This is a genomic window from Mycolicibacterium cosmeticum (genome assembly GCF_000613185.1).
In the GTDB taxonomy this organism is placed as follows: domain Bacteria; phylum Actinomycetota; class Actinomycetes; order Mycobacteriales; family Mycobacteriaceae; genus Mycobacterium; species Mycobacterium cosmeticum.
In genome coordinates, this window is record NZ_CCBB010000003.1 from 1,939,854 (window position 1) to 1,962,942 (window position 23,089).

The following is a 23,089-nucleotide window of genomic DNA, read 5'->3' on the forward strand; positions in this document are numbered from 1 at the left end:
CGTGCGGGAGCGTCATAACAGCGGCCCAGGCAGTACACGCGTGGATCGGCGGACTCCGCACCGGCCCACCGTTCGGGGTTTCGGTGGCGTGCCGCGAAACACGCCGTCCCCTGACAGGGCTGCGCATCGATATCCACCGCCGCGAGGTGATAGAACGATTGCGCCATTGGCGGGCGGCGGTCGTCATGCCGTGGTGTCGCCACACCCATGAGTCTCGGTCCGGTCAGCTCGGCCCGATAGGGGCCAAAGTCACCTCACCACGGGCCGTACCGGGGTGCGATGAGCACCGAGCAGTGCAGGTCGGTCAGCGCGGCGTAGAGGCCGGGGTCGCCGAGTTCGGTCAACTGATTGGCGGTGTCGTGACCCAGGACGATCAGTCCGACGGTGTCGACGTGTTTGGCCAGGTAGTTGATGGGACTGCCGGCGACCGCGATCGCCTCGATATCGACTTCCGGATACAGCAGGCGATACCGGGCCAGCGCGTGCTCCAGGTTCACTTTGGCATACCTGTTGCCCTCGGCGGTGGCGTGACTGTCATGGATGTCGGTGAATCGGGGGCGCCAGCCGGTCACCACTCGCAGCGCGGTGTGCCGCAGTCGGGCTTCGTCGATCGCGTGCCCGAGCACGGTGGGACATTCGGGGGAGTCGGTGAATCCCGTGACGATGAAACGGTCCCGGTGTCCGGGTTCGTCTCCGTTGATGACGGCCACCAGGCAATGGGATTGGTCGAGCAGCTGCGCAAGCTCGGCGCCGCGGTGGGTGCCAGGAGCTTCACCGACGCCGGCGGCATCGACGCAGAGCATCGCGGCCGACTGCGATGCCTTCGCCAGTGCGGTGAGCTTGCGTTCGTAGACGATTTCGACCTCGATCTTCACCGGGCGGTTGGTCGATTCGATGGCCATGGCCGCATGCCGGACGGCGCTCTCAGCGACGGCGAAATCATGTGCGGTGCACAGGCTGTCGAGCCGGGCCGTCTCATGCGGTTCGATCGCGTACAGCAGCCGTAACGGAAGGTCTCGGACCAGCGCCTCGTCGACGGCCCACAGCGCAACGTTGAGCGCCCGGCGGGATCCGTCGATGGCGACGACGACGGCCGGGGACGGGGGTGCGATATCGCGCATGTGGAACTCCGTAGCGGGCTTGTTGGTGCTTGCCCTCGAACCTAGGTTCCCGCGCTGCGACGGGACGAGGGCCGAAGGTCACTTCGAGGCCGCCGTTGAGCACCACAGCGGCAGCACCGCTGGGCAACTGATGACTTTGGTCCCTCGTAGCCCGGGCCACCGGGGATCAGAATGCTCCTCATGAAGCCTGCTGACCAAGTGAACGGAAAACGGTTCGGCGTCATTGTCGGGGCCGACGGATCGCCCGCGTCGCGCGTCGCGGTCGACTGGGCGGCCCGCGAGGCCGAGTCACGTGGCAGCACTCTGACCGTCGTGCATGTGGTCCCGACGGGCACGATGGTGTCCTGGATGGACGTGCCGATCACCGAGGGCTACTGGGCCGAACGTGACCGACGCGCCGAGAAGGTGATTGCCGACGCCCTCACGCTCGTTGCCGACGCGATCTCGGATCGGCCGGCCATCACGGTGGCGAGCCGCATCATGGAAGCTCCCACCGTCCCCACGCTGGTCGAGATGTCCGCGACGGCCGAGATGGTCGTGGTCGGATGCCGTGGTCTGGGCGGTGCGGGCCGACTGCTGCTCGGCTCGGTCTCCACCGGCCTGGTGCACAGGGCACACTGCCCGGTCGCCGTCGTGCGCGACGAGGATCCATTGATCCCGGACCCGGCGCACGCGCCCGTGGTGGTGGGCATCGACTGCTCGTCGGCATCTGATCTGGCCACCGACATCGCATTCGACGAGGCCGCACGCCGGGATGCGCAACTCGTCGCCGTGCACGTCTGCAGTGACCACATCGACGACCTCGCCGATTACCTCTGGACCGATGCCGAGCGGTCGGCCCGGCGTGCGCTCGCCGAGTACCTCGAGCGCTGGACGCGTCGGTACCCGAAGGTGACGGTTCGCGCCGTGGTGGAACGCGATCACCCTGCTCGACGACTGCTCGAGCACGCCGACAAGGCGCAGCTGCTCGTCGTCGGCAGCCACGGACGCGGCGGCTTCGACGGTATGTTGCTCGGTTCGGTGGGCTCTGCGGTCGTCCACGGGGCACGGATGCCGGTGATCGTCGCCCGGCGATCGTGATTTCCCGACGCAGCATCTCTGTTCAGGTGTAGCCGCCGTCCTCCTCGGGCTCGTCAGCCCACAACCGCTCATCGTCCTCGTCGACGGTCGTCCGCTGTTCGAGCACATCGGCCGGGTCGGCCTCGACGTCGCCGATGGGCTCGTCCGCGAACAGCGTGGGCGCGACCACCCCGTCCGATTGCTCGGCGAGGTCGGCATCGTCGGCGCGAGGGATCGCTGAGACCGGGTTCATGTCGTTTGCTCCTTTCTGCATGGCTGTGCGACCGCGTCAGTCGTTCCGCGCAACGATCAAGGGGGTATCGATCTCGTGGGCGATCACCGAACTGACCGACCCGAGCAGCATGCCGGCGAAGCCGCCGCGTCCGTGACTGCCGAGGACCACCAGCTGCGCCTTTTTCGCCTGCGCCAGAAGATGTTCGACCGGGTGATCGCGCACGATGACCTTGTGTACGGTGACGTCGGGATAGCGTTCCTGCCATCCGGCCAGCCGCTCGGACAGGATCTCGCCGGCCTCGGCTTCGACCGCCGACCACGGTAGCGGCATTATCTCCGGCCACTCCACGTCGCTGAAGGCGTGCACTGCGACCAGTTCGGCATGGCGCCACGAGGCTTCGTCGAACGCCAGGGCCGTCGCACGCTCGGACGCGGGCGAGCCGTCGACACCGAGCACCACCGGCCCGTTCGCGTGCTCTGCGGCAACGGTGCCGCGGACGATCGCGACAGGGCAATGTGCGTGGTGCAGCAGCGCGGTGCTGACCGATCCCAGGAGTGCGCGGCCCACCGCGCCCATCCGCCGGCTGCCGACCACCACCATGCCGGCTTGCTTGGTCAGGTCGATCAGTGTCGGCACCACTGCGGCGACCGGTGTCTCGGTAGTGATGTGCAGCTCGACGCCGGGCACGCTTTCGCGGGCGATGCGCACCGAGTCGGCGATGACTTGGTCGGCTTGTTGTTGCTGCCAGAGGCCGAATTCCTCGCTGATCGGTGAACCGAACATCCAGGGACCGGACCAACCGGCGCTGAGGGTGGTGATGACGTTGACGATGGTCAGGTCCTGGCCACGGCGGGCGGCCTCGGCGGCCGCCCACCGTACCGCGTCATCCGAAGCTCCCGAACCGTCGACCGCGGCGAGGATGCCCTGCTGGAGTTTGGTGTTGAGGCTCATGAACTGTTCCTTTCATTACGGGGATTGATGGTGGTGCTCGATGGAAGTGAGCGTGGATGTCAGCGCACGACCAGAACCGAGCAGCGGCCGTGCGGGAGAGGTGAATAACTCTGTGGGCCAACGATTGTGGTCACCTTGTCGGCCTCATCGGCGCCGAGCACGGCCAATTGGATCTGTCCGTCGGCGTTGTCGGCGAGGAACCGGGGCAGGTCGGCCAGTGTCGGCACCGGGTAGACATGCACATCGGGATAGCGTTGCGTCCACAGCGCGACGCACTGCTCAAGCTCCGTGTACGGGGTCTTGCCGAAGTCGTCTTGCCAGACTCCGACCGCGATGAGCGCTGCGTGCCGATTTCTGGCTTCGTCCAAGGCCGCGCGGAAGACGGCATCGTCGCGCTGCGCTCGTCGGAAGCCGACCACGATCACCCCACCGTTGCGGTCCGCCGCTACGGAATCGCCGTGCCGCACGACGGCCACCGGGCAGTGTGCGTGTTCGGCCACTGCCTGGGCCGTCGAACCGAGCACCTTGCCGGCGACCCAGTCGATCCCGGTCGATCCGACACAGACGAGCGCGGCGTCACGTGATTCCGCGATCAGTGCGGCCGCCGAATGCCCGCGCCGCACCACGGGGTCGGCGGAGACCGGTTTGCCCGTTGCCGCAATGGCTTCGACGGCGCGGTGCAGCGCCCGCTCGGCGAATTCGTTGTCGATTTGGGTGTCGCTGTGCACGGTTCCCGGCAAACGTTCGTCGTCCACAACGCAGATCAGCCGCAGCGGAGCATCCCGCCTGATCGCTTCGTCGACGCTCCACAATGCCGCATCAACCGCGGCTTCGGATCCGTCGATACCCACGACCACCGGCGGGTTATCGGAGTGCCGGTGCATCAGGAATTCCTACGTTCTTGCTGCAGTTGGCAACTCGACCGCCGTCCAGGACGGTCACGGGCATCGGTCCGGTCCGGTGGTCGCCGCGCGCGTGCACACCGTGGGCCGTTCGCGGCCGGTGATGGGCGCGGTAGAGGACCGCAATGCCGACGACGGCCATCAGGCCGGCGAGAGCGGGACGTTGTTTGCCCATGGTGACCTCATACCTAGACCGAGAACTCTGAATCGATTGGCTTCTGCCACCACGAATTCGACCACTGGCCGCAGGTGATGACTAGGGACCGAAGTCCCTGAACCGAGGGCCATTTGTCGAGCGAGCCGGGTCGGCCAGATTAGAAAAATGCGGTTCCAGGCGGCGCCGGCATACTCGCCGGTGACCTTCGGCCCTAACGATGCGAGCCTGTACGGCGTACCAACATAGGCATGACCGACGGGCCGCAGGCCGTACCTGCCATCGAAGTTGAGATCTCCACCGACGGCGACTTTCCGGATGTCGGCGACTACGCACGCACCAAGCTGGGTAAGCTCGCGCGGCTCACCCATGTACCGGTGTCACACGCTCGGCTCCGGCTCAGCAGGCACCGCGATCCGGCCGTCGAGCATCCAGTGGTTGCGCAGGCCCGCCTCGACGTCGGTGGACAGGTGATCTGCGCGGAGACCGAAGCGTCAACAGCGGACGCGGCCATCGACGAGTTGGAATCGCGGTTGCGGGTCCGGCTGATGCGTGTGCTGGACGCCAGAGGCTGGCGGCACCGTCGCGAGGACACCCCGCCGTGGCGACGGCCGACAGGGCGCGTCGGGGCGGCTTCCGAAGTGGTTCCGGACATCGTTCGGCGCAAGTCCTTCGCGATGGCTCCCTGCACCGTGGATATCGCCGTGGGTGAAATGGAGTTGCTTTCCTACAACTTCCACCTCTTCCACGAGATCGGCTCCGGCACAGCGGCCCTCGTGTACCGCGGTGGTCCGACCGGCTACCGGTTGGCCTTGGTGGCGCCGGCGCTGGCTGCGCAGGTGGCCGCGTACCGCCGGCTGGTGACGATCAGTCCCCATCCGCTGCCGTGCCTCAGCGAGTGCGAGGCACGCGATCGCCTGACGCAGCTCGATGTCCCCTTTCTGTTCTTCATCGAGGCCAGTCAGGGTCGTGCCTGCGTGCTGTACCGCCGCCACGACGGTGACTACGGACTCATCACCCCGGCGGCCCAGGAGCAGCCGGTCGTCTACAACACGAAAACACCGATGACGAAACGGAGTGACTCATGACCATTGCGCGGGCTCTGGGCGGACATCAGCCCAGGCGAATGTTCCGGGATCGCCGCGAGGCCGGTCGAGTCCTGGCGGAGCTGCTGGGCGGCTACCGCGGCAAGGAGGGCGTCGTCGTGCTCGGCTTGGCCCGGGGCGGCGTGCCGGTGGCATGGGAAGTCGCTGCGGTACTCGGTGCGCCGCTGGACACATTCATCGTTCGGAAGTTGGGTGCGCCCGGACACAACGAATTCGCGATGGGTGCCCTGGCCACCGGTGGCCGGGTGGTGGTCAACGACGACGTCATCCGGGCACTCCGGGTCACCCCACAGCAACTGCGCGATGCCGCCGAACGGGAGGGCCGCGAACTCGCGCGGCGCGTCAGCGCTTACCGGGCCGGCCGGCCACCGGTGGAGTTGGCCGGCAAGACGGTGATTCTGGTCGACGACGGCCTGGCGACCGGGGCCAGTATGTTGGCCGCCGTCGAAGCGCTGCGCGAGATGGATCCGGCCGAGATCGTCGTCGCGGTTCCCGCGGCCCCCGAGTCGACATGCCGGGAGTTCGCGTCGCTGGTGGACGATTTGGTCTGTGCGTCGATGCCCACGCCGTTCCTCGCCGTGGGGGAGTCGTTCTGGGACTTCGAACAGGTCACCGATGACGAGGTGCGTGAGCTTCTCGCCACGCCGACCGTGGGTCTTGCCACCGCCCGGCTGCGGATCGCCGAAACACCGGCAGAGATCATCGCCCGCTGCGCTGTCGATGCGCCTTCGGGTATGCCGCCGATCGAGGCGCTGGAGGAGATCGTCGGTGACGCAAGGGTCGTCCTGATCGGTGAGGGCTCACATGGCACGCGCGAGTTCTATGAGGCGAGGGCTGAGATCACCAAATGGCTGATCGAGGAGAAAGGCTTCTGCGGTGTGGCGGTCGAAGCCGACTGGCCGGACGCGTATCGGGTGAATCGGTACGTCCGTGGCTACGGGGGTGATACCTCTGCGGACGAGGCCTTGAGCGGATTCGAACGCTTCCCCGCCTGGATGTGGCGCAACACCGTGGTGCGCGACTTCGTCGGATGGCTTCGTCTGCACAACACCGAGCGGCGGGCGCAGGGCCGGCGCGAAACCGGTTTCTACGGGCTCGACCTCTACAGTCTGCACCGTTCGATGGAGGAGGTCATCAACTTTCTGGAGAATGTGGATCCTGATGCGGCGCAACGGGCCAGGGACCGATACGCCTGTTTCGACCGCACCTCCGGCGATGACGGACAGGCATACGGTTTCGCCGCCGCCTTCGGCGCCGGAATGTCCTGCGAGCGGCAGGTGGTCGAGCAGTTGGTCGAGCTGCAACGTGCTGCACTGCAGTACGCGCATCGGGACGGACTGTTGGCCGAGGACGCGCTGTTCTACGCGCAGCAGAACGCGCAGACCGTCCGAAATGCCGAGGTGTACTACCGGTCCATGTTCGGCAGCCGCGTCACATCGTGGAACTTGCGGGACCAACACATGTTCCAGACCCTCAAGACGTTGCGTGCCCATCTCCATCGACACGACCATGACGAACCGGTCGGGATCGTGGTGTGGGCGCACAACTCGCACGTCGGGGACGCCAGGGCGACCGAAGTCGGTGCGGATGGTCAGCTGACACTCGGTCAACTGGTGCGGGAAGGTTATGGCGAGCAGTCCCGACTGATCGGCTTCACGACTTACAGCGGCACGGTCACCGCCGCCAGCGAGTGGGGTGGGGTCGCCGAACGCAAGGCGGTCCGGCCGGCCCTCAACGGCAGCGTCGAAGAACTCATGCATGAGGTCGACCGGCCCGAGTTCTTGGTGTCGGCACAGATCAGTCGTGACGCCGCCGAGCCGCTGGACACCGTTCGCCTGGGGCGGGCGATCGGCGTGATCTACTTGCCGGCGACCGAACGGCAGAGTCACTACTATCACGTGCGCCCCGGTGAGCAGTTCGACGCGATCATCCACATCGACCGCACGACCGCGTTGGAGCCCCTCGAGCCCACCGGCACGTGGGTCGCCGGGGAAACACCGGAAACCTATCCGACCGGCCTATGAGTGATCCGGTGATCCTCACCCTGACGATGAATCCGGCACTCGACGTCACCGTCGAAGCCGACCACGTCCGTCCCACCGACAAGATACGTTGCCGCGCAGAGCGATACGATGCCGGCGGTGGTGGCGTCAATGTCGCCCGGTTCGCTCACGTCCTGGGTGCCGACGTCCTGGCGGTGCTGACGGCGGGTGGGCCGACGGGGACACACGTCGTGGATCTGATCGATGCGGCACGCGTGCCCAATGTGCCCGTCGCCGTGCAGGGGATCACCAGGCAGAGCCTCACCGTGAATGAGTGTGCATCGGGTCGGCAGTACCGTTTCGTGCTACCCGGGCCCGCACTGACGGCCGAGGAGCAGCGGCGGTGCCTCGACCTACTGGCCGACGCCGCGGCGCCTGCGGACTTCGTGGTCGCGAGCGGCAGCCTGCCGCCCGGCGTGCCGCCCGACTTCTATCAGCAGGTGGCCGACATCTGTCGCCGGCGCAATGTCCGCCTGGTCGTCGACACCTCCGGCGGAGGGTTGACACACCTCACCTCGGGCGTGTTCCTGCTGAAGCCGAGCGTGCGGGAACTGCGCGAATGTCTTGGCCGTCCGCTCGCCTGTGAAGCCGAGCAGGCGGCAGCCGCGCGTGAACTCATCGATGCCGGCAGGGCCGAAGTGGTCGTTGTCTCACTCGGCGCTGAGGGTGCGCTTCTGGTGACGGCGCACGACAGTTCTCGGCTTGCCGCCATCCCGGTGTCCGCGGTCAGCGGGGTGGGTGCCGGAGATGCTCTGGTCGCGGGCGTGGTCGTCGGGCTGGCCCGGGAATGGCCGCTTCCCGCGGCGGCGCGCTACGGAATCGCGGCAGCGACGGCGAAACTGCAGACGCCGGGCACCTCGGCGTTCAGCCGGACCGAGGTCGACTGCCTTTTCGATGGTTTCGACGCTACAGCGGGGCGCTGAACGCGATCGCCATCACGGCGTCCAGCCAGAACGCCGGCACATTGTCGAGAGCGGGCTGCCCCGCGGGGGCGCCACAACCGGGCAGGACCTCGGCCGTGGGGTCGTCGTGGTGCACCACCGCACCGGTGCAGCGGATCATCAAGCCGCCACGGCGACGTCGATCGACAGGGCATCGGCCAGTGCATGCGCCGCGGCCCAGTTACCTTCACAGACCGTGCGGGCGAAGTCCGCGGCGATGCTGCTGTGCACGCCGAGCTGTGCCAGCCAGTTCGCTACCGTCGTGTCGAGCTGATCGGCCGACACGCAGACACATCGTTCCTGGTGCAGGCGATCGGTGAGAACGTACCTGACGGCCGGAGTGGCGCCCTTGCGCCGGCTCAAGTAGGTGAAGGTCTTCATCGGTAGCTCCTCGGTGCGTCCGTCTCTCCATCACATCAATCCGGAGCGCCGTCGGATACGGCCGTATATCCCTGTTTCGGAGTGTCTTTGGTCCCCGATGCCGGTGGGGTCACGGACCGGCGGTAGGGGCCAAAGGCCCTTGTGGGCCGGCGACCATCGGCCGAAAATCGAGGTGCGGCAGCGAGAGGAGGGTCACATGCGTGCCAAGGTGGGTGACTGGCTGATCGTCAAAGGTCCCACCGTGGGCCAACCGGAGCGGCGCGGCGTGATCACCGATGTGCGGTCCGGTGACGGCGTACCGCCCTACATCGTTCGCTGGCTCGACAGTGATGCCGAGACGATGGTGTTTCCTGGGCCGGATGCGGTGGTCGAGACGGCGGATGAATAGCGGATCAGGCCGGCCGGTTCACGAGGCGGTGACGCCGGCCAGGTGCCGGATGAACCAGTCTCGTGCCAACAATGCTGCCCGCTCCAGCGTGCCGGGTTCCTCGAATAGGTGTGTGGCGCCGTCGATGACAGCGATGCGGCACTCGGCGGTCATCGCTGCCTGAGCGCGCCGATTGAGTTCCAGCACGATCTCGTCGCGCCCGCCGACTATCAGCAGGGTCGGCGCGGTGACATCGACCAGTCGCGGGCCTGCGAGATCGGGACGACCTCCGCGGGACACCACTGCCGCGATGTCGATCCGCTCGTCGGCGGCCGCCGCCAGCGCCGCACCGGCTCCCGTGCTGGCACCGAAGAACCCGATCGGTAATCCGGCGGTACCGGGCTGACTCGTGAGCCAGCCGGTGACGTCGACGAGTCGGTGCGCCAACAGCCCGATATCGAAGACATTGGCGCGGTCGGCTTCCTCGGCGGGGGTGAGCAGGTCGAACAGCAGCGTTGCGAACCCCGCGTCGTTCAGCACTTTCGCGACGTACTGGTTGCGCACGCTGAGTCGGCTGCTACCGCTGCCATGCGCGAATATGATTGCGCCGCAGGCATGTTCTGGGACAGTCAGCAAACCGTCCAGGTCGGCGGTGGTGGTTGTCACCCGCACCGGCGCGGTTGTGACAGCGTGGGACTGCTGCATGTCAGTGTGCTCCCTGGTAAAGCCCGGTCCAACCGGGGTCATTCGTCGACAACAGGACCTTGGTCGGCGTTCTCGATGACGTGCACAGCCGCCTCCTCTGCAGACGCCGCCCCACCACAGATGCCGAGGTCGGTCGCGATGAGTTCCGCTTCGGTGTCCTCGCCCAGCCCGCGATCGGGGGCGACCAGTCGTCCGGCACGGTCGCGTCCGACCTCCTCATGCCGGGGGAACTCGGCCTCCTGTTCGGCGGCATCGGAGCGGCGCAGTTCGGCCTCGTCCAACGGCACGTTGACGCGTGCCGCCGGATCGGGCTCCTCCTGCGCCAGAAGACGATCCATATCGCCTGACGGGATGAGAGCGTCCGTTCCCACCGGCCGTTCCGATGGCGAGAAGCCCTCGTCGAGCGCATCGGTGACGCCGCGGTCCACCAGCGTGTCCTGGGGTTGCAGCTGATCCTCCGTGTCAGAGGCGTCTGGGCCGGTGACGGGAGCGCCCGCCAGTTGCGAGTTACTCATCTGCCATTCCTCGTGTGTGCTTGTCAGTTGCTGGTGATGGCCGGTTGAGCGCAGATGGCCTTGACGAAGCCGACGATGGCGTGCTCGGGCAGATGGCGGGCGATGTCGGCCTCACTGACGATGCCGACCAGCCGGTGGTTCTCGATCACCGGCAGCCGGCGTATCTGGTGCTCCTCCATCACATCGAGCATCTGCTGAATGTCGGCCGTTGCATCGACGTGGTAGACCGCGCCCTGGGCCAGTTCGCCCACCGTCATCGCATCGGGGTCATGACCACCGCCAAGGCATTTCACGACGATGTCGCGGTCGGTGACCATGCCGTGCAGGCGGTCGTCGTCGCCGCAGATGGGCAGCGCCCCGACGCCCAGTTCGGCCATGCGGCGCGCCGCCGCGGTGACCGTCTCGTGTTCGCCGACGCAGGTGGCGCCGGTGTGCATGATGTCGCGTGCTGTGGTCATGATGTCCTCTCGATACGCCATATTCTTGGATCGTCCTGTTCTTCCTGATTCTGGGTCGCCGGCGAGGCGCCCTCTAGGGTCCTTAGACCCTCGATGGGTTGACCCTCGGGTAGCGCAACAGCGCCGCCACCCCGTCGGTGAGCGACGGTCCGTCCTGTACCTGCACCACCGATGCGTCCGACGACACGGCCAGGAACGGTAGGGCTTCATCGGCCGGCGCCACCCCTTCGGGTGCTTCGCCGAACTCGGAGAGTGAGTCGGCATCCGCTGCGACGATCGTGAGGTCTCGTCCGGTGACGACCGTGGCGCTGCCCAGCGGCCCGACGATCAGTGTCTCCACGGCACCGTCGGACAACGCCGCACACACGTCCGGTAGACCCTGGACTGCCAGGCCCGACCGGCGCGCGATCTCGGCCTCGTAGCGGGCCACTGCGTCGGCAGCCCGGTCCTGCTCCAGGCGGGCGAACTCCGCGGCCACCCGCTCGGCGACCTCGGGTTCGGTGGTGCGGCGGCCGTGTGCGCCGCCCGGAAGGGGCACGGCCAGGGTGCCGATCCGGGGCGGCAGCGCCGAGATCAACTCGGTTCGGGCCCGGACTTCACCGCAGACGAAGACGATGGCGGCGCCGCAGCTATCCACGGCAGCGGTGACGTGTTCGGCGACGAGACGGATGTTCATCCGCACCGCCTCCTCGGCGGAGTGCTCGACATCGCCGTAACCGTGCCAGCCCGCGGCCGCCGGTTTGTGGACCGGAAAGCCGGGACCCTCAACGGTTTCGATGTGAGTTCCGTGGTGTCCGTGCACTGCGAGGTCGGCACCGAGGTGATCGACGGATGCGAATACGTACGGCGGGTGTGATGCCGAAACTGCCAGCACGGGAAGCAGATACGGGTAGGGGGACACGCGCAGAACCGTGGCCCGCGGTACCGTGCCGAGTTGCTTGTCGAGCAGCACGCCGTCGGGCCCGGCGATGATCAAGCGGCCCTTTCGGCCCACTGCCGGGAAGCTGCGGACCGCGGCGCGTTGCAAGGTGGCGATCACGTCTGCGGCCACCCCTTTGTCCTCCAGTTCCCTGGAGATGGTCGTCCAGCGGGCATGTGCCTGTTGCACCGCGTCGTGTGTTTCGTGGCTGTCGTCGATGAGCAGCGAAACGAACGGCCCGCGTGCCTTGGTGAGTGTGTGCAGGGCGTTATCGGTCATGTCGGGCCTCCTTGGTGTCGGTCGCCAGGTCGAATTCGGCGAACTGGTCGATCCCGAAGCGTTCGAATACTCGCCGCCGCCGCGCAGGCAGCGCGGCGGCGGCCGCGGCACTGTCGATGACGCGGGGGTTGGTTGCCTCGTGGCGTTCGCCGCCGACGGTGACGGTGGCGGTTCCTGCGGTGCGGGCGTTGAGGAGCCAGTCCGTGTCGGCGCCGTAGGGCAGCGGGATGAGCAAGCCGGTCGCGGTGGGGATCGCCACGACCGGGGTTCGATGAACCTTGCCGGTGCGGCGCCCGACGTGCTGGATCACCGAGGCGTACCAGTGTTTACGGCCCGCCAGTTTCAGCATCAGCGGATTGAGCAGACGTTTGTTGAACCTGCGCAGCGTCGAATGGGCCGGTTGAGTGGAGTTGTTCGGCATCTCTTGATGGTGATCGAACGTGACGTTCGTGAGCAGGGGTAAAGGGCACCCGCCGTCGAGGACCAAAGTCCCTTGGGCGCACAGGTGACTTTGGTCTCTATGCCCCCTTCGGCCCGCCGGAACACGATGGGTGAGCACCTTCCGGAGGGAGTGACGATGGGTACCGCGACCACCCGCCCCAGCCTGTCCCGAAGCCAGCTCGACAACGTGGCCTGGCAGTTTCTTCGATCGGAGTTCACCGGCGAGGTCTACGCACATTGGCCCATCGACCGTCGGCTCGAGGCGTTCCTGCTGCATCGCGGCTACCGGCAGTTGCGCGACGACGGCACGGCTTGCAGCGCATTGCTGGACTGCGTGATGGCCAACTTGCCGGTCGCCGCGCAGATCGGCGTGCTACCGGCACACAACGCCGGACCGTCGTCGTGAACGTCATCACCAAGGACGCCGGGGATTGGGCTGTCACCCCGAATCTGGTTGATTACGAGAAGATCCGCGCCGCGTTCGACTGGTCCGCCATTCCGGACCTGTGCAGGGGCATGGGGGCCGGCCGGTGCAATATCGGATACGCCGCCGTGGACAGGAACGCCGAGGGACCCCTCTCCTCGCACACCGCCCTTCGCTTCGTCGCCGCCGCGGGTTGGGACGGGGTCTTGGCCACCCGGGACCTCGATTACGCAGAACTCGGGCGCCTCTGCCGGCAGTTCACCAATGTGCTGCGGGCCCTCGGGGTGAGCAAAGGTGACCGGGTCTTCACGCTGCTCGATCGGTGCCCGGAGCTCTACGTCACCATTCTGGGTGCCTTGCGCAACGGCAGCATCGTCTCGCCGTTGTTCGCGGCGTTCGGCCCGGAGCCCGTCTTCACTCGGCTCCATGGTGGGGCCGCGAACGTGTTGGTCACCACCAAGTCGCTGTACGAGAAGAAGATTCTCGCGATCCGCCACAGGTTGCCGTCGCTGCGCCATGTTTTCGTCATCGACGACCATCAGTGCGACAGCGCCGGTCCCGGGACGATGGGCTTCTGGAGGTGGATGGACGCGGCGGATGACGACGCACCGATCGAGCCCACCACCGCCGAGGACCCGGCGTTGTTGCATTTCACCAGCGGCACCACCGGAACACCCAAGGCAGCCGTGCACGTCCACGGCGCGGTCACCATGCACTACGTCACCGGTTTGTACGCACTCGACCTGCACCGCGACGACATCTATTGGTGCACGGCCGATCCTGGATGGGTCACCGGACTGTCCTACGGTGTGGTCGCACCGCTCGTGCACGGCGTCACGTCCATCGTGGACGAGGGTGTCTTCGACGCCCAACGCTGGTATCGAATCCTGGCCAGCCAGGGCGTCACGGTGTGGTACACCGCGCCGACTGCGATCCGGATGCTCATCAAGGCCGGTGCCGAGTTGGCCGGCTCGTTTCACTTTCCCCGGCTTCGCTTCATCGCCAGTGTGGGAGAACCGCTCAACGCCGAGGCGGTGTGGTGGGGAAAACGGGTGCTCGGCTTACCGATTCACGATAATTGGTGGCAGACCGAGACCGGCGGCATCATGATCGCGAACACGCCGGCGTTCGACATCAAGCCCGGTTCCATGGGCAGGCCACTACCAGGGGTCGAGGCCAGCATCGTGCACCGCCACGAGGACGGTACGGTCGAGGTCGTCGACGAGCCGGGCGTGGAAGGGGAACTGGCGCTCAAGGCGGGGTGGCCGTCGATGTTCCGTGGCTACCTGGATCAGGAGCAGCGGTACCGGAATGCGTTCGTCGGCGATCGCTACCTGACCGGGGATCTGGTCAAGAAGGACGCCGACGGCTATTACTGGTTCGTCGGGCGGAGCGACGACGTGATCAAATCGGCCGGGCATCTGATCGGTCCGTTCGAAGTGGAGAACGCCCTGACCGATCATCCGGCAGTGGCCGAAGCCGCGGTGATCGGTATCCCGGACTCCGTGGCCGGCGAGGTGGTCAAGGCGTTCGTCACGCTCAAGGACGGGTACCGTCCCGACGAGGACCTCCGGCGTGAGCTGATGGCCCAGGCCCGGACCCGCCTGGGAGCGGCCGTGGCGCCCAAGCAGATCGAGTTCGCCGAGGGGTTACCGCACACCCGCAGCGGCAAGATCATGCGGCGGCTGTTACGGGCCCGCGAACTCGGTCTGCCCGAAGGTGATACCTCCACCGTCGAAATGGGTGAGCGGATCGATACCGACGTGGTGGTGCGACCGTGATCACGCGTGACGCGGCGAACGCCCTCCTTTCCGACATGATCCGGGTCCGCCGGATGGAAGAGAAATGCGCCGAGCTGTACGGCGAGGGCCAGATCCGCGGTTTCCTGCACCTGTATGTGGGTGAAGAAGCGGTCGCCGCCGGCTCGATCCGGGCCCTCGACGCCGACGATGCCGTCGTCTCCACCTACCGCGAACACGCGCATGCCCTGCTGCGCGGTGTCCCCATGACGTCGATCATGGCCGAGATGTTCGGCAAGGTGCAGGGCTGCTCACGTGGCCGGGGCGGCTCCATGCACCTGTTCGACGCCGAACGGAAGTTCTACGGGGGCAATGCCATCGTGGGTGGTGGCTTGCCCCTGGCCGTGGGCCTGGCATTCGCCGACAGGCAGTTGCGCCGCGACCGGATCACGGCATGCTACTTCGGTGATGGGGCCGTGGCGGAGGGGGCATTCCACGAATCGCTGAACATGGCGGCCCTCTGGCGGCTGCCGGTCTTGTTCTGTTGTGAGAACAACCTCTATGCCATGGGCACCGCGCTCGCACGTGCCCAGTCACAGACCGACCTGACCGTCAAAGCCGGCGCGTACAACGTGCCGACCTTGGCCGTCGACGGCATGGACGTGGCGGCGTGTCATACCGCGGCCCAGCAGGGTGCCGCGCACATTCGGGCCGACGGTGGGCCGTTCTTCCTGGAGTTCCGCACCTATCGCTTTCGCGCGCATTCGATGTTCGATCCCGAGTTGTATCGCGACAAGTCCGAGATCGAGCAATGGCGCAGGCGTGATCCGATCGGCACGTTCGGTGACCGGTGCATGCACGACGGCGTGCTGTCCGCGGCCGACATCGACGCACTCGAGCGGTCGGCGGATGCCGAGGTGCAAGACGCCGTGGCGTTCGCCGAAGCCGGAACCTTCGAGGACATCGGCGATCTCACCCGCGACGTGCTGACTCCCACTCCAACTCCGACTGCCGGGCGGGTGCCATGAAGACGAGCTATCGCGCCGCGGTGCACGAGGCGATGCGGGACGCCCTGCGCGCGGATTCGCGGGTCGTCCTGATGGGGGAGGACATCGGTCGGTATGGCGGCACCTACGCGGCCTCCAAGGGGCTCCTGGACGAGTTCGGGACCGAGCGGGTGCGCGATACACCGCTGTCGGAACTCGGTTTCGTCGGTGTCGGCATCGGTGCGGCGCTGGGTGGGTTGCTTCCGATCGTCGAAGTGATGACCGTCAACTTCAGCCTGCTCGCCCTGGATCAGATCGTGAACACGGCGGCGGCCTTGCGGCACATGTCGGGCGGACAGTTCTCCGTACCGCTGGTGGTGCGGATGGCAACCGGCGCGGGACGGCAACTGGCGGCCCAACATTCACACAGTCTTGAAGGCTGGTATGCCCACATCCCGGGTATCAAGGTGGTCGCGCCGGCGACGGTGGCGGACGCCTACGGCATGCTGACCGCCGCCGTGCAGGACCCTGACCCGGTGATCGTGTTCGAACACGTTCAGCTCTATAACAGCTCGGCCGATGTGGAGGCACTGAACCCGACCGACATCACCGGCGCAGCGGTCCGTAGGACCGGGACCGCTGTCACCGTCATCACCTATGGCGGATCCCTGCCCAAAGTGCTCGACGCCGCCGACCGCCTGGCCCTGGACGGAATCGACTGCGAAGTGGTCGATCTGCGGGTGCTCCGTCCGTTGGACAGCGCCACCTTTCTGGATTCGGTGCGCAAAACGCACCGCGCCGTCGTGGTCGACGAAGCGTGGCGGACCGGAAGCCTGGCCGCCGAGGTGGTCGCCCAGATCGCCGAGGGGGCGTTCTTCGACCTCGACGCCCCGGTCGCCAGGGTTTGCAGTGCGGAAGTGCCGATGCCCTATGCCCGCCATCTGGAGCAGGCCGCGCTGCCGCAGCCGGACACCATCGTCGCCGCGGTCAAGGGGTTGTTCGGGAGACCGTCGTGATCGAGTTCAAGATGCCGGCCCTCGGCTCGGACATGGACGAGGGCACGCTGAACGAGTGGCTCGTGGAGCCGGGTGACCCGGTTCACCGCGGCCAGGTGGTCGCGGTGGTCGAAACCACCAAAGCGGCCGTCGAGGTGGAGTGTTGGCACGACGGCACCGTGGGGGAACTGCTGGTCCCGGTCGGCCAGACCGTTTCGGTGGGAGCGCCGCTGGCCACCTTGCTCGAGGCGGGAGAGAGCGCGAACGTCCCGGCGGCACCGGTGCCGGCGGCGGTGGGCGCGCCGTCGGTGTCCGCCGGCCCCGAGCATCGCCGATGGGTGTCGCCGGCCGCCCGCCGACTGGCGCAGTCACGGCATGTCGACCTCGACTCGGTCACCGGATCCGGGCCCCAGGGGGCGGTGACCATCAGCGATGTCGAACGCGCTGCGACCGCCCCGGCTCCGGTGACCGGCCGACGCGTGGCGGCGAGTCGCGCCACCGAGATGAGGAAGTCGATCGCGGCGGCGATGGGGCGTTCCAAGCGCGAGATACCGCACTACTACCTCGCTCACGAGGTCGTCATGGACACCATGCTGAGCTTTCTCGATGAGCGCAATGCCCAACGATCCGTCACCGAACGCGTGCTGCCGGCGGCGTTGTTGGTCAAGGCGGTTGCCGTTGCGGCCCAGCGTTTTCCCGAGTTCAACGGGTTCTGGCGCGACGGTGAGTTCCGCGCCGCCGACGGCGTGCACGTCGGGGTGGCCATCGCGCTGCGCGGCGGTGGACTCGTGGCACCCGCCATTCACGCCGTGCCGGAAAAAGGCCTCGACGAGGTGATGGCCGCACTGACCGACGTCGTGGCCCGGGCTCGGGCCGGGTCGATGCGCAGCTCCGAGATGTCGGATCCGACCATCACCATCACCAATCTGGGCGATCAGGGGGTGGACACCGTCTTCGGTGTCATCTATCCGCCGCAAGTGGCCCTCGTCGGCTTCGGTACACCCGCACCACGGGTGCGTGCCGTCGACGGGGGAATCCGCATCGCAACCACCGTGCACGCGACCCTGGCCGCCGATCACCGCGCCAGTGACGGTCACCGCGGGGCACTCTTTCTCGCCGCGATCGACGAACTTCTGCAGCAACCGCGCACGTTGGAAGGGTGAGGACCGGATGACCACCGACGAGACTCGCGAACAGCTACTGTCAGCGCTGCTGGACATCGCGCCCGAGGTCGACACCGACGCCATCGACGACCACGCGCCGTTGCGGCGTCAGGTCGACCTCGACTCGATGGATTGGCTGCGCTTCCTGCGCGGGGTACACCAGCGGTTCGGTGTCGACATCCCCGAGGCCGACTACGACAAATTGCAGAGCCTGGCCGACCTCGTCGGGTACGTGTTCAGTCGAACGGAACTTCGCTCCAGGTCCTCCTTCTCGTGATACGTGCGTCCGCGGCGAGCTGACGCGCCGCGAGCGCGCGCAGGCGGGTTTCGGCCGCCTGCTTACGTACCTGCCGCGCGCGGGCGACGGTCTGCCGGGCGAGCACCTTCCCGTCGCCGGGATCTCCCTGAACCCGCGCTCGGTAGGCCCGCTGCCTGCAGGCATTGCCGCAGTATTGCGCATCGGCACGACCGTAGAAGGTCGTGCCGCACTGCCAACAATGCAACCGCTGCGCGGCCATGGCTGACACGTTACCGCTATCCGTAACGGTATGCGCCCTGACCTGCTCATTTCCCGGAATATTGACGGCGGTGACTCTTTTCTTGGCGCCGATTTGCTGGCAGACTCGGACCAGGTAATCCGGTGGCGCAGGGGAACGGGTGACTGAAGACAACAGACCGAGCTCGGCCTTCGCGCGGCGGCCGGACGAGCTGCGGCGCATCCACGATCAGCTCGACGAGCTGGCGGCCGACCGCGATCAAATGGGATTGCTGCTCCAACTGGCGATCGAGATCAGCTCCGACCTGGAGCTGGATCCGACGCTATATCGGATCATCCGCGCTGCGCTCACCCTCACCGGTGCGCGCTACGGCGCGATCGGCGTTTGGGGTCCCGACGACCTGCTCACCTCGTTCGTGCACGAGGGCATGGACCCGCGCACCGTGGAGCACATCGGTCACCTACCGGTCGGCAAGGGAATATTGGGGGCCCTGCGCGAGCGGACGGACCTGCTGAACCTGCGGGACCTCACCGAGCACGCCGCCTCGGCCGGCTTTCCGGAAGGACATCCGCCGATGCGGTCCTTCCTCGGCATGCCGATCCGGATCCGGGGCGAACCGTTCGGCAGCCTGTACGTGGCCGACGACCGGCCCGGACACAGCTTCACCGGCGCCGATGAGCTGACCGCCCGCGCGTTGGCGTCGGTGGCAGCGGTCGCGATCGACAATGCCCGATTGTTCAACCAGATGCGGGTCGCCGCGTCGTGGACGAACGCCAGTCGCGAGATCACCGCCGCGGTGCTCTCCGACGAGCAACCCGAGATGCTGCGGCCACTGCGGCTCATCGCCGAACGCGCGCTGCAGCTCACCGACGCGGAGCAGGCCATCGTGCTGATCCCCGACGACCCGGATGCCGCCGAGGACGAGGTGCAGACGTTGGTGGTGTCGGCCGCCGTCGGCACCTATGCCGACGACGTGTTGGGGCAGCGCATCCCGGTCGCGGGTTCCACCACCGGCGCGGTGTTCCGCTCCGGTGAGCCGGTGATCACCGAGACCTTCCGCCGCCCGATCGAGTCCTTCACCGATGCCGGTGAACGGCCGGCGATTGTCGCACCGTTGCGCGCCGAGCAACACACCCTGGGCGTGATCGCGGTGGCGCGTAATGCTTCTGGGCCGCCGTTCGACACCTCCTACCTCAATCTGGTGAGTGACTTCGCCGGTCACGCGGCCATCGCGCTCACAATTGCCAAGGCCCGGCGCGATACCGCGGAACTCGACCTGCTTTCCGATCGGGAGCGCATCGCGCACGATCTACACGACCAGGTGATCCAACGCGTGTTCGCGGTGGGGATGGACTTGCAAGGCGTCATCGCCCGGATGCGGAACCCCGCATTGATCCAACGGGTTTCCCGGTCGGTCGACGAATTGCAGTCGGTGATCACCGATATCCGGACCACCATTTTCAATCTGCAGAAGTCATCGGCAACGCACGAGGGGTTTCCGGCACGGATCCATGACGTGTTCGAAAGCCTCACCGAGAGCATCGATGTGGCCGCCTCGCTCAACGTCAGCGGTCCGCTGAGCGTCGTCACGGCCACGCTGGCCGACCATGCGGAAGCCGTCTTCACCGAGGCGCTGAGCAATGCCATCCGCCATTCAGGCGCGGCCGAGATCATCGCGAGCATCACGGTCGGTGATGATTTGTCCATCATGGTCTCCGACAACGGCAAGGGCATACCGCCCGACAACCAGCGCAGCAGCGGCCTGCGCAACCTGGCCCGGCGGGCCGAGTCGGCACATGGCCAGTTCACCGTCGCCGATCGGCCGGGCGGCGGTACCGATGTCGTCTGGAGTGTGCCGCTCACCGTGGAATGATCTCGACGTGCCCCGGCAGGGGCTGAGAGTCCCGAAACTCAAGGGACCAGTGGCCCTATCGGGCGACGGTATCCGGGAAAACAATCGGTTCATGGCCACTTCGAGCATGTCGCCTCCAGGCGAAACACGCGCCGCCGGAACCAAACCCGGCTTGACCTTGACCGCACTCACCGCACTGGTCGTCGGATCGATGATCGGCAGCGGCATTTTCGCGTTGCCGTCCCAGATGGCCGGCAGTGCGGCTCCAGGCCCCCTACTCATCGGGTGGGTGATCACCGGGGCGGGCATGCTGATGCTCGCATTCGTCTTCCAACGATTGGCCGAGCGTAAGCCGGATGTCGACGGGGGCGTCTACGGTTACGCGCGGGCGGGATTCGGCAACTACATCGGCTTCACATCGGCCTTCGGCTACTGGGTGTCGGCTTGGGTGGGAAACGTCGCATACCTGGTGTTGTTGTTCGCCACCGTCGGCTACTTCTTCGACGCGTTCGCCGGCGGTGTCACCACACCGGCCATCATCGGGGCCTCGATTCTGCTGTGGGTGGTGCACGCCATGACCCTGCGCGGGGTGAAGACCGCCGCAATCGTCAATGTCATGGTCACCATCGCCAAGGTGGTGCCGATCCTCACCTTTATCGCCATTGCCGCCGTTGGCTTCAAGGCGGGGCTGTTCACCGCCGACTTCTGGGGAACCAGCACACGCATCGACGGCCAATCGCTGGGCGACACCATGTCCCAGGTGAAGAACATGATGTTGGTGACGGTGTGGGTGTTCATCGGCATCGAAGGCGCCGCCGTGTACTCCCAACGCGCAGCCGCGCGAAAAGACGTCGGACGGGCGACGGTTCTGGGCTTCGGCGTTGTACTGGCATTGCTGTTGCTGGTGAACCTGCTGTCCTATGGGCTGATGACGCAGGCCGAGCTGGCCGGACTGCCCGATCCTTCGATGGCCGGCGTGCTGAGAAGCCAAGTCGGCAGCTGGGGAGCGGCCTTCATCTCGATCGGTCTGATCATCTCGCTGCTGGGCGCCCTCATCGCCTGGGTGATGCTGTGCGCCGAGATCATGCGGCTACCGGCGAAGGAAGGCGTGCTACCCAAAGCGCTGGCCCGTGAGAATGCACACGGCGCCCCGGCGAATGCGTTGTGGCTGACCAACATCTGCGTGCAGATCCTGCTGTTGTGGACACTGGCCAACCAGAGCACGTACCTCAATCTCATCCTGCTCGCGACATCGCTGATCCTGTTGCCCTACCTGTGGTCGGCCGGGTATCAGGTGCTGCTCGCGGTTCGAGGTGAGACATACGAAGATGGACACGGCCGTGCCCGCGACCTGATCATCGGCGTGCTGGCCCTGGTGTACGCGGTGTGGTTGGTGTACGCCGGCGGTTGGAAATACCTGCTGGTCGCGGCCGTCTTCTACCTGGCGGGCACCGCGCTGTACATCTGGGCGCGCCGGGAGAACCGGCTTCCCCTCTTCACCACGGCGGAAAGAGCCATCGTCGCCATCGTCGGGGCGACGGCGGGCGTGGCCGTGGTGCTGATGAGCAGCGGACAGTTGACCGTCCTGTGAAGGCCGATGCGAGTGGGCTCGGGGTCTGGTCTGAGGCGGGCACGCTACGGCGCACCTTGGTGTGTGCACCCGGCCTGGCACACCAGCGGCTGACCCCGCAGAACCACGAGGAGCTGTTGTTCGACGACGTGGTGTGGTTACAACAGGCCCGGCGAGACCACTTCGATTTCGTGGCGAAGATGACCGACCGCGGCGTGGAGGTGCTGGACTTACACGACCTGCTCGCCGACGTGCTCGACACCGCCGAGGGCCGAGCATGGCTGTTGCAGCGCAAGATCACGGACGACCTGGTGGGTGCGGGCCTGACCGATGACGTCCGCGCCTGGCTCGGCGAGATGCCATCGGAGACACTGGCGCAGTTCCTGATCGGTGGAGTCGGATACACCGAGCTGCCAACGGGATTGGGAGGCCAACTGCTGGCCGCGCTGCGGGAGAGGGATCCGGCCGGTTTCGTACTGCGTCCATTACCCAACACCCAGTTCATGCGCGACAACAGCTCGTGGATCTTCAACGGTGTCACCCTCAACGCGATGTACTGGCCGGCCCGGCAACAGGAGACGCTGCTGACCGCCGCGGTGTACAACTTCCATCCGGTATTCGCCGACCAGAAATTCGACGTCTGGCTGGGCGATCTGGACCAGGTGGCTCGTGACCATGGAGCGGCGACGCTGGAGGGTGGCGATGTCATGCCGGTGGGCAACGGGGTCGTGGTTATCGGCATGGGGGAGCGTTCGTCCCACCAGGCCATCACCCAGGTGGCGCGAAACCTGTTCGCCGCCGGCGCCGCCGAACAGGTCATCGTCGCGGGTTTGCCTAAGACTCGGTCCGCGATGCACCTGGACACCGTGTTCACGTTCTGTGACTACGACGTGGTGACGGCCTATACCCCGGTGGTCGACGGCGTGGTCCCGTTCACCTTGCGGCCGGACGACACCGCGCCGTCCGGCTTGGACGTCCGGCGGGAAGCGCGCGGCTTGGTCGAGACGATCGGCAGAGCCATCGGTGTCGAACTCAAGGTCATCACCACGGCCGGTGACATCTATGGCGTTCAGCGCGAACAATGGGACGACGCCAACAACGTGGTCGCGCTCTCGCCGGGTGTGGTGATCGGATACGACCGCAACACCTTGACCAACACCGCCTTGCGCAAGGCCGGGATCGAGGTCGTCACCATCGACGCCAGCGAATTGGGTCGCGGCCGCGGCGGCGGCCGCTGCATGACCTGCCCGATCCTGCGTGATCCGCTCTACAGCTGACCCTTTCGTT

At 66.6% G+C, this 23,089-nt stretch carries 25 protein-coding genes and 1 pseudogene; 14 read left to right on the plus strand and 12 right to left on the minus strand.

Annotation, left to right across the window (positions count from 1 at the left end; translation table 11 throughout):
- Positions 1 to 254: 254 nt before the first annotated feature.
- Complete coding sequence (locus BN977_RS28665; protein WP_036403338.1) at positions 255 to 1,121, minus strand: universal stress protein; 867 nt, start codon at positions 1,119 to 1,121, stop codon at positions 255 to 257.
- Between the two features lie 180 nt (positions 1,122 to 1,301).
- Between BN977_RS28665 and BN977_RS28670 the strand changes: the two genes are divergently transcribed.
- A complete protein-coding gene (locus BN977_RS28670; RefSeq protein WP_036404722.1) occupies positions 1,302 to 2,201 on the plus strand; it encodes a universal stress protein in 900 nt (299 codons plus the stop codon).
- A gap of 22 nt (positions 2,202 to 2,223) precedes the next feature.
- Here BN977_RS28670 and BN977_RS28675 read toward each other — a convergent pair whose 3' ends face one another.
- The 3 genes from BN977_RS28675 to BN977_RS28685 are packed head-to-tail and all read right to left on the minus strand — an operon-like array spanning position 2,224 to position 4,250.
- A complete protein-coding gene (locus tag BN977_RS28675) occupies positions 2,224 to 2,433 on the minus strand; it encodes a hypothetical protein (RefSeq protein ID WP_036403341.1) in 210 nt (69 codons plus the stop codon).
- A gap of 36 nt (positions 2,434 to 2,469) precedes the next feature.
- Positions 2,470 to 3,366: a universal stress protein gene (locus BN977_RS28680; RefSeq protein WP_036403343.1), complete on the minus strand. Its 897-nt coding sequence runs from the start codon at positions 3,364 to 3,366 to the stop codon at positions 2,470 to 2,472.
- 59 nt (positions 3,367 to 3,425) lie between these two features.
- Entirely contained in the window at positions 3,426 to 4,250 is an 825-nt protein-coding gene (locus tag BN977_RS28685; RefSeq protein WP_036403345.1) for a universal stress protein, read from the minus strand.
- Positions 4,251 to 4,673: 423 nt separating this feature from the next.
- Between BN977_RS28685 and BN977_RS28690 the strand changes: the two genes are divergently transcribed.
- From BN977_RS28690 to BN977_RS28700, 3 genes are read left to right on the plus strand one after another with little or no spacing between them, the layout of a single operon-like run.
- Positions 4,674 to 5,510 (plus strand): ribosome hibernation promotion factor, encoded by an 837-nt coding sequence (locus BN977_RS28690; protein WP_024450661.1) that lies wholly within the window; start codon positions 4,674 to 4,676, stop codon positions 5,508 to 5,510.
- Entirely contained in the window at positions 5,507 to 7,552 is a 2,046-nt protein-coding gene (locus BN977_RS28695) for an erythromycin esterase family protein (protein ID WP_191262579.1), read from the plus strand. Before BN977_RS28690 ends, BN977_RS28695 begins: the two co-directional genes overlap by 4 nt.
- Positions 7,549 to 8,493 (plus strand): 1-phosphofructokinase family hexose kinase, encoded by a 945-nt coding sequence (locus tag BN977_RS28700; protein WP_036403351.1) that lies wholly within the window; start codon positions 7,549 to 7,551, stop codon positions 8,491 to 8,493. Before BN977_RS28695 ends, BN977_RS28700 begins: the two co-directional genes overlap by 4 nt.
- On the opposite strand, the gene BN977_RS32995 is transcribed toward BN977_RS28700, so the two are convergent.
- Positions 8,477 to 8,632 (minus strand): hypothetical protein, encoded by a 156-nt coding sequence (locus BN977_RS32995; protein WP_165576379.1) that lies wholly within the window; start codon positions 8,630 to 8,632, stop codon positions 8,477 to 8,479. The genes BN977_RS28700 and BN977_RS32995 overlap by 17 nt on opposite strands.
- Complete coding sequence (locus BN977_RS28705; RefSeq protein WP_036403354.1) at positions 8,632 to 8,892, minus strand: Rv2628 protein family; 261 nt, start codon at positions 8,890 to 8,892, stop codon at positions 8,632 to 8,634. Before BN977_RS28705 ends, BN977_RS32995 begins: the two co-directional genes overlap by 1 nt.
- A gap of 196 nt (positions 8,893 to 9,088) precedes the next feature.
- Here BN977_RS28705 and BN977_RS28710 point away from each other — a divergent pair, with 196 nt between their 5' ends.
- The gene (locus BN977_RS28710) at positions 9,089 to 9,280 is read left to right on the plus strand and encodes a DUF1918 domain-containing protein (RefSeq protein WP_036403356.1); all 192 of its coding nucleotides are present in this window, start codon (positions 9,089 to 9,091) and stop codon (positions 9,278 to 9,280) included.
- 18 nt (positions 9,281 to 9,298) lie between these two features.
- Here BN977_RS28710 and BN977_RS28715 read toward each other — a convergent pair.
- From BN977_RS28715 to BN977_RS28735, 5 genes and pseudogenes are all read right to left on the minus strand, one after another.
- Positions 9,299 to 9,898 (minus strand): annotated as a pseudogene (locus BN977_RS28715) (dienelactone hydrolase family protein); the annotation flags it as partial.
- A 104-nt stretch (positions 9,899 to 10,002) separates the two neighbouring features.
- Entirely contained in the window at positions 10,003 to 10,479 is a 477-nt protein-coding gene (locus tag BN977_RS28720; protein WP_036403358.1) for a DUF5709 domain-containing protein, read from the minus strand.
- 23 nt (positions 10,480 to 10,502) lie between these two features.
- A complete protein-coding gene (locus BN977_RS28725) occupies positions 10,503 to 10,937 on the minus strand; it encodes a CBS domain-containing protein (protein ID WP_036404730.1) in 435 nt (144 codons plus the stop codon).
- Positions 10,938 to 11,019: 82 nt separating this feature from the next.
- Positions 11,020 to 12,135, minus strand: a complete 1,116-nt coding sequence (locus BN977_RS28730; RefSeq protein ID WP_036403360.1) for an Rv2629 family ribosome hibernation factor — start codon at positions 12,133 to 12,135, stop codon at positions 11,020 to 11,022.
- The gene (locus BN977_RS28735) at positions 12,125 to 12,622 is read right to left on the minus strand and encodes a nitroreductase family deazaflavin-dependent oxidoreductase (RefSeq protein WP_306372267.1); all 498 of its coding nucleotides are present in this window, start codon (positions 12,620 to 12,622) and stop codon (positions 12,125 to 12,127) included. Before BN977_RS28735 ends, BN977_RS28730 begins: the two co-directional genes overlap by 11 nt.
- A gap of 90 nt (positions 12,623 to 12,712) precedes the next feature.
- Between BN977_RS28735 and BN977_RS28740 the strand changes: the two genes are divergently transcribed.
- From BN977_RS28740 to BN977_RS28765, 6 genes are read left to right on the plus strand one after another with little or no spacing between them, the layout of a single operon-like run.
- Positions 12,713 to 12,982 carry a hypothetical protein gene (locus BN977_RS28740; RefSeq protein ID WP_036404733.1) on the plus strand — a complete coding sequence of 90 codons (270 nt, stop codon included), beginning with the start codon at positions 12,713 to 12,715 and terminating at the stop codon, positions 12,980 to 12,982.
- A complete protein-coding gene (acsA, locus tag BN977_RS28745) occupies positions 12,979 to 14,781 on the plus strand; it encodes an acetate--CoA ligase (RefSeq protein WP_051561995.1) in 1,803 nt (600 codons plus the stop codon). Before BN977_RS28740 ends, acsA begins: the two co-directional genes overlap by 4 nt.
- Entirely contained in the window at positions 14,781 to 15,767 is a 987-nt protein-coding gene (gene pdhA, locus BN977_RS28750) for a pyruvate dehydrogenase (acetyl-transferring) E1 component subunit alpha (RefSeq protein WP_036404738.1), read from the plus strand. Before acsA ends, pdhA begins: the two co-directional genes overlap by 1 nt.
- Positions 15,764 to 16,741: an alpha-ketoacid dehydrogenase subunit beta gene (locus BN977_RS28755; protein ID WP_036403365.1), complete on the plus strand. Its 978-nt coding sequence runs from the start codon at positions 15,764 to 15,766 to the stop codon at positions 16,739 to 16,741. Before pdhA ends, BN977_RS28755 begins: the two co-directional genes overlap by 4 nt.
- Positions 16,738 to 17,883: a dihydrolipoamide acetyltransferase family protein gene (locus BN977_RS28760; RefSeq protein WP_036403367.1), complete on the plus strand. Its 1,146-nt coding sequence runs from the start codon at positions 16,738 to 16,740 to the stop codon at positions 17,881 to 17,883. Before BN977_RS28755 ends, BN977_RS28760 begins: the two co-directional genes overlap by 4 nt.
- Before the next feature lie 7 nt (positions 17,884 to 17,890).
- Positions 17,891 to 18,160, plus strand: a complete 270-nt coding sequence (locus BN977_RS28765) for an acyl carrier protein (RefSeq protein ID WP_036403370.1) — start codon at positions 17,891 to 17,893, stop codon at positions 18,158 to 18,160.
- Here BN977_RS28765 and BN977_RS32735 read toward each other — a convergent pair.
- Positions 18,120 to 18,401: a hypothetical protein gene (locus tag BN977_RS32735; RefSeq protein WP_036403373.1), complete on the minus strand. Its 282-nt coding sequence runs from the start codon at positions 18,399 to 18,401 to the stop codon at positions 18,120 to 18,122. The two genes, BN977_RS28765 and BN977_RS32735, sit on opposite strands and share 41 nt — an antisense overlap.
- A 241-nt stretch (positions 18,402 to 18,642) precedes the next feature.
- Here BN977_RS32735 and BN977_RS28775 point away from each other — a divergent pair, with 241 nt between their 5' ends.
- The 3 genes from BN977_RS28775 to BN977_RS28785 all read left to right on the plus strand — a co-directional run bounded on the left by BN977_RS28775 (position 18,643) and on the right by BN977_RS28785 (position 23,079).
- Positions 18,643 to 20,253, plus strand: coding sequence for a GAF domain-containing sensor histidine kinase (locus BN977_RS28775; protein WP_084172781.1), 1,611 nt, complete (start codon positions 18,643 to 18,645; stop codon positions 20,251 to 20,253).
- A gap of 91 nt (positions 20,254 to 20,344) precedes the next feature.
- Positions 20,345 to 21,823, plus strand: a complete 1,479-nt coding sequence (arcD, locus tag BN977_RS28780) for an arginine-ornithine antiporter (protein ID WP_084172703.1) — start codon at positions 20,345 to 20,347, stop codon at positions 21,821 to 21,823.
- Positions 21,820 to 23,079, plus strand: a complete 1,260-nt coding sequence (locus BN977_RS28785) for an arginine deiminase (RefSeq protein ID WP_036403376.1) — start codon at positions 21,820 to 21,822, stop codon at positions 23,077 to 23,079. The genes arcD and BN977_RS28785 overlap by 4 nt, the downstream gene beginning before the upstream one ends.
- Positions 23,080 to 23,089 lie beyond the last annotated feature (10 nt).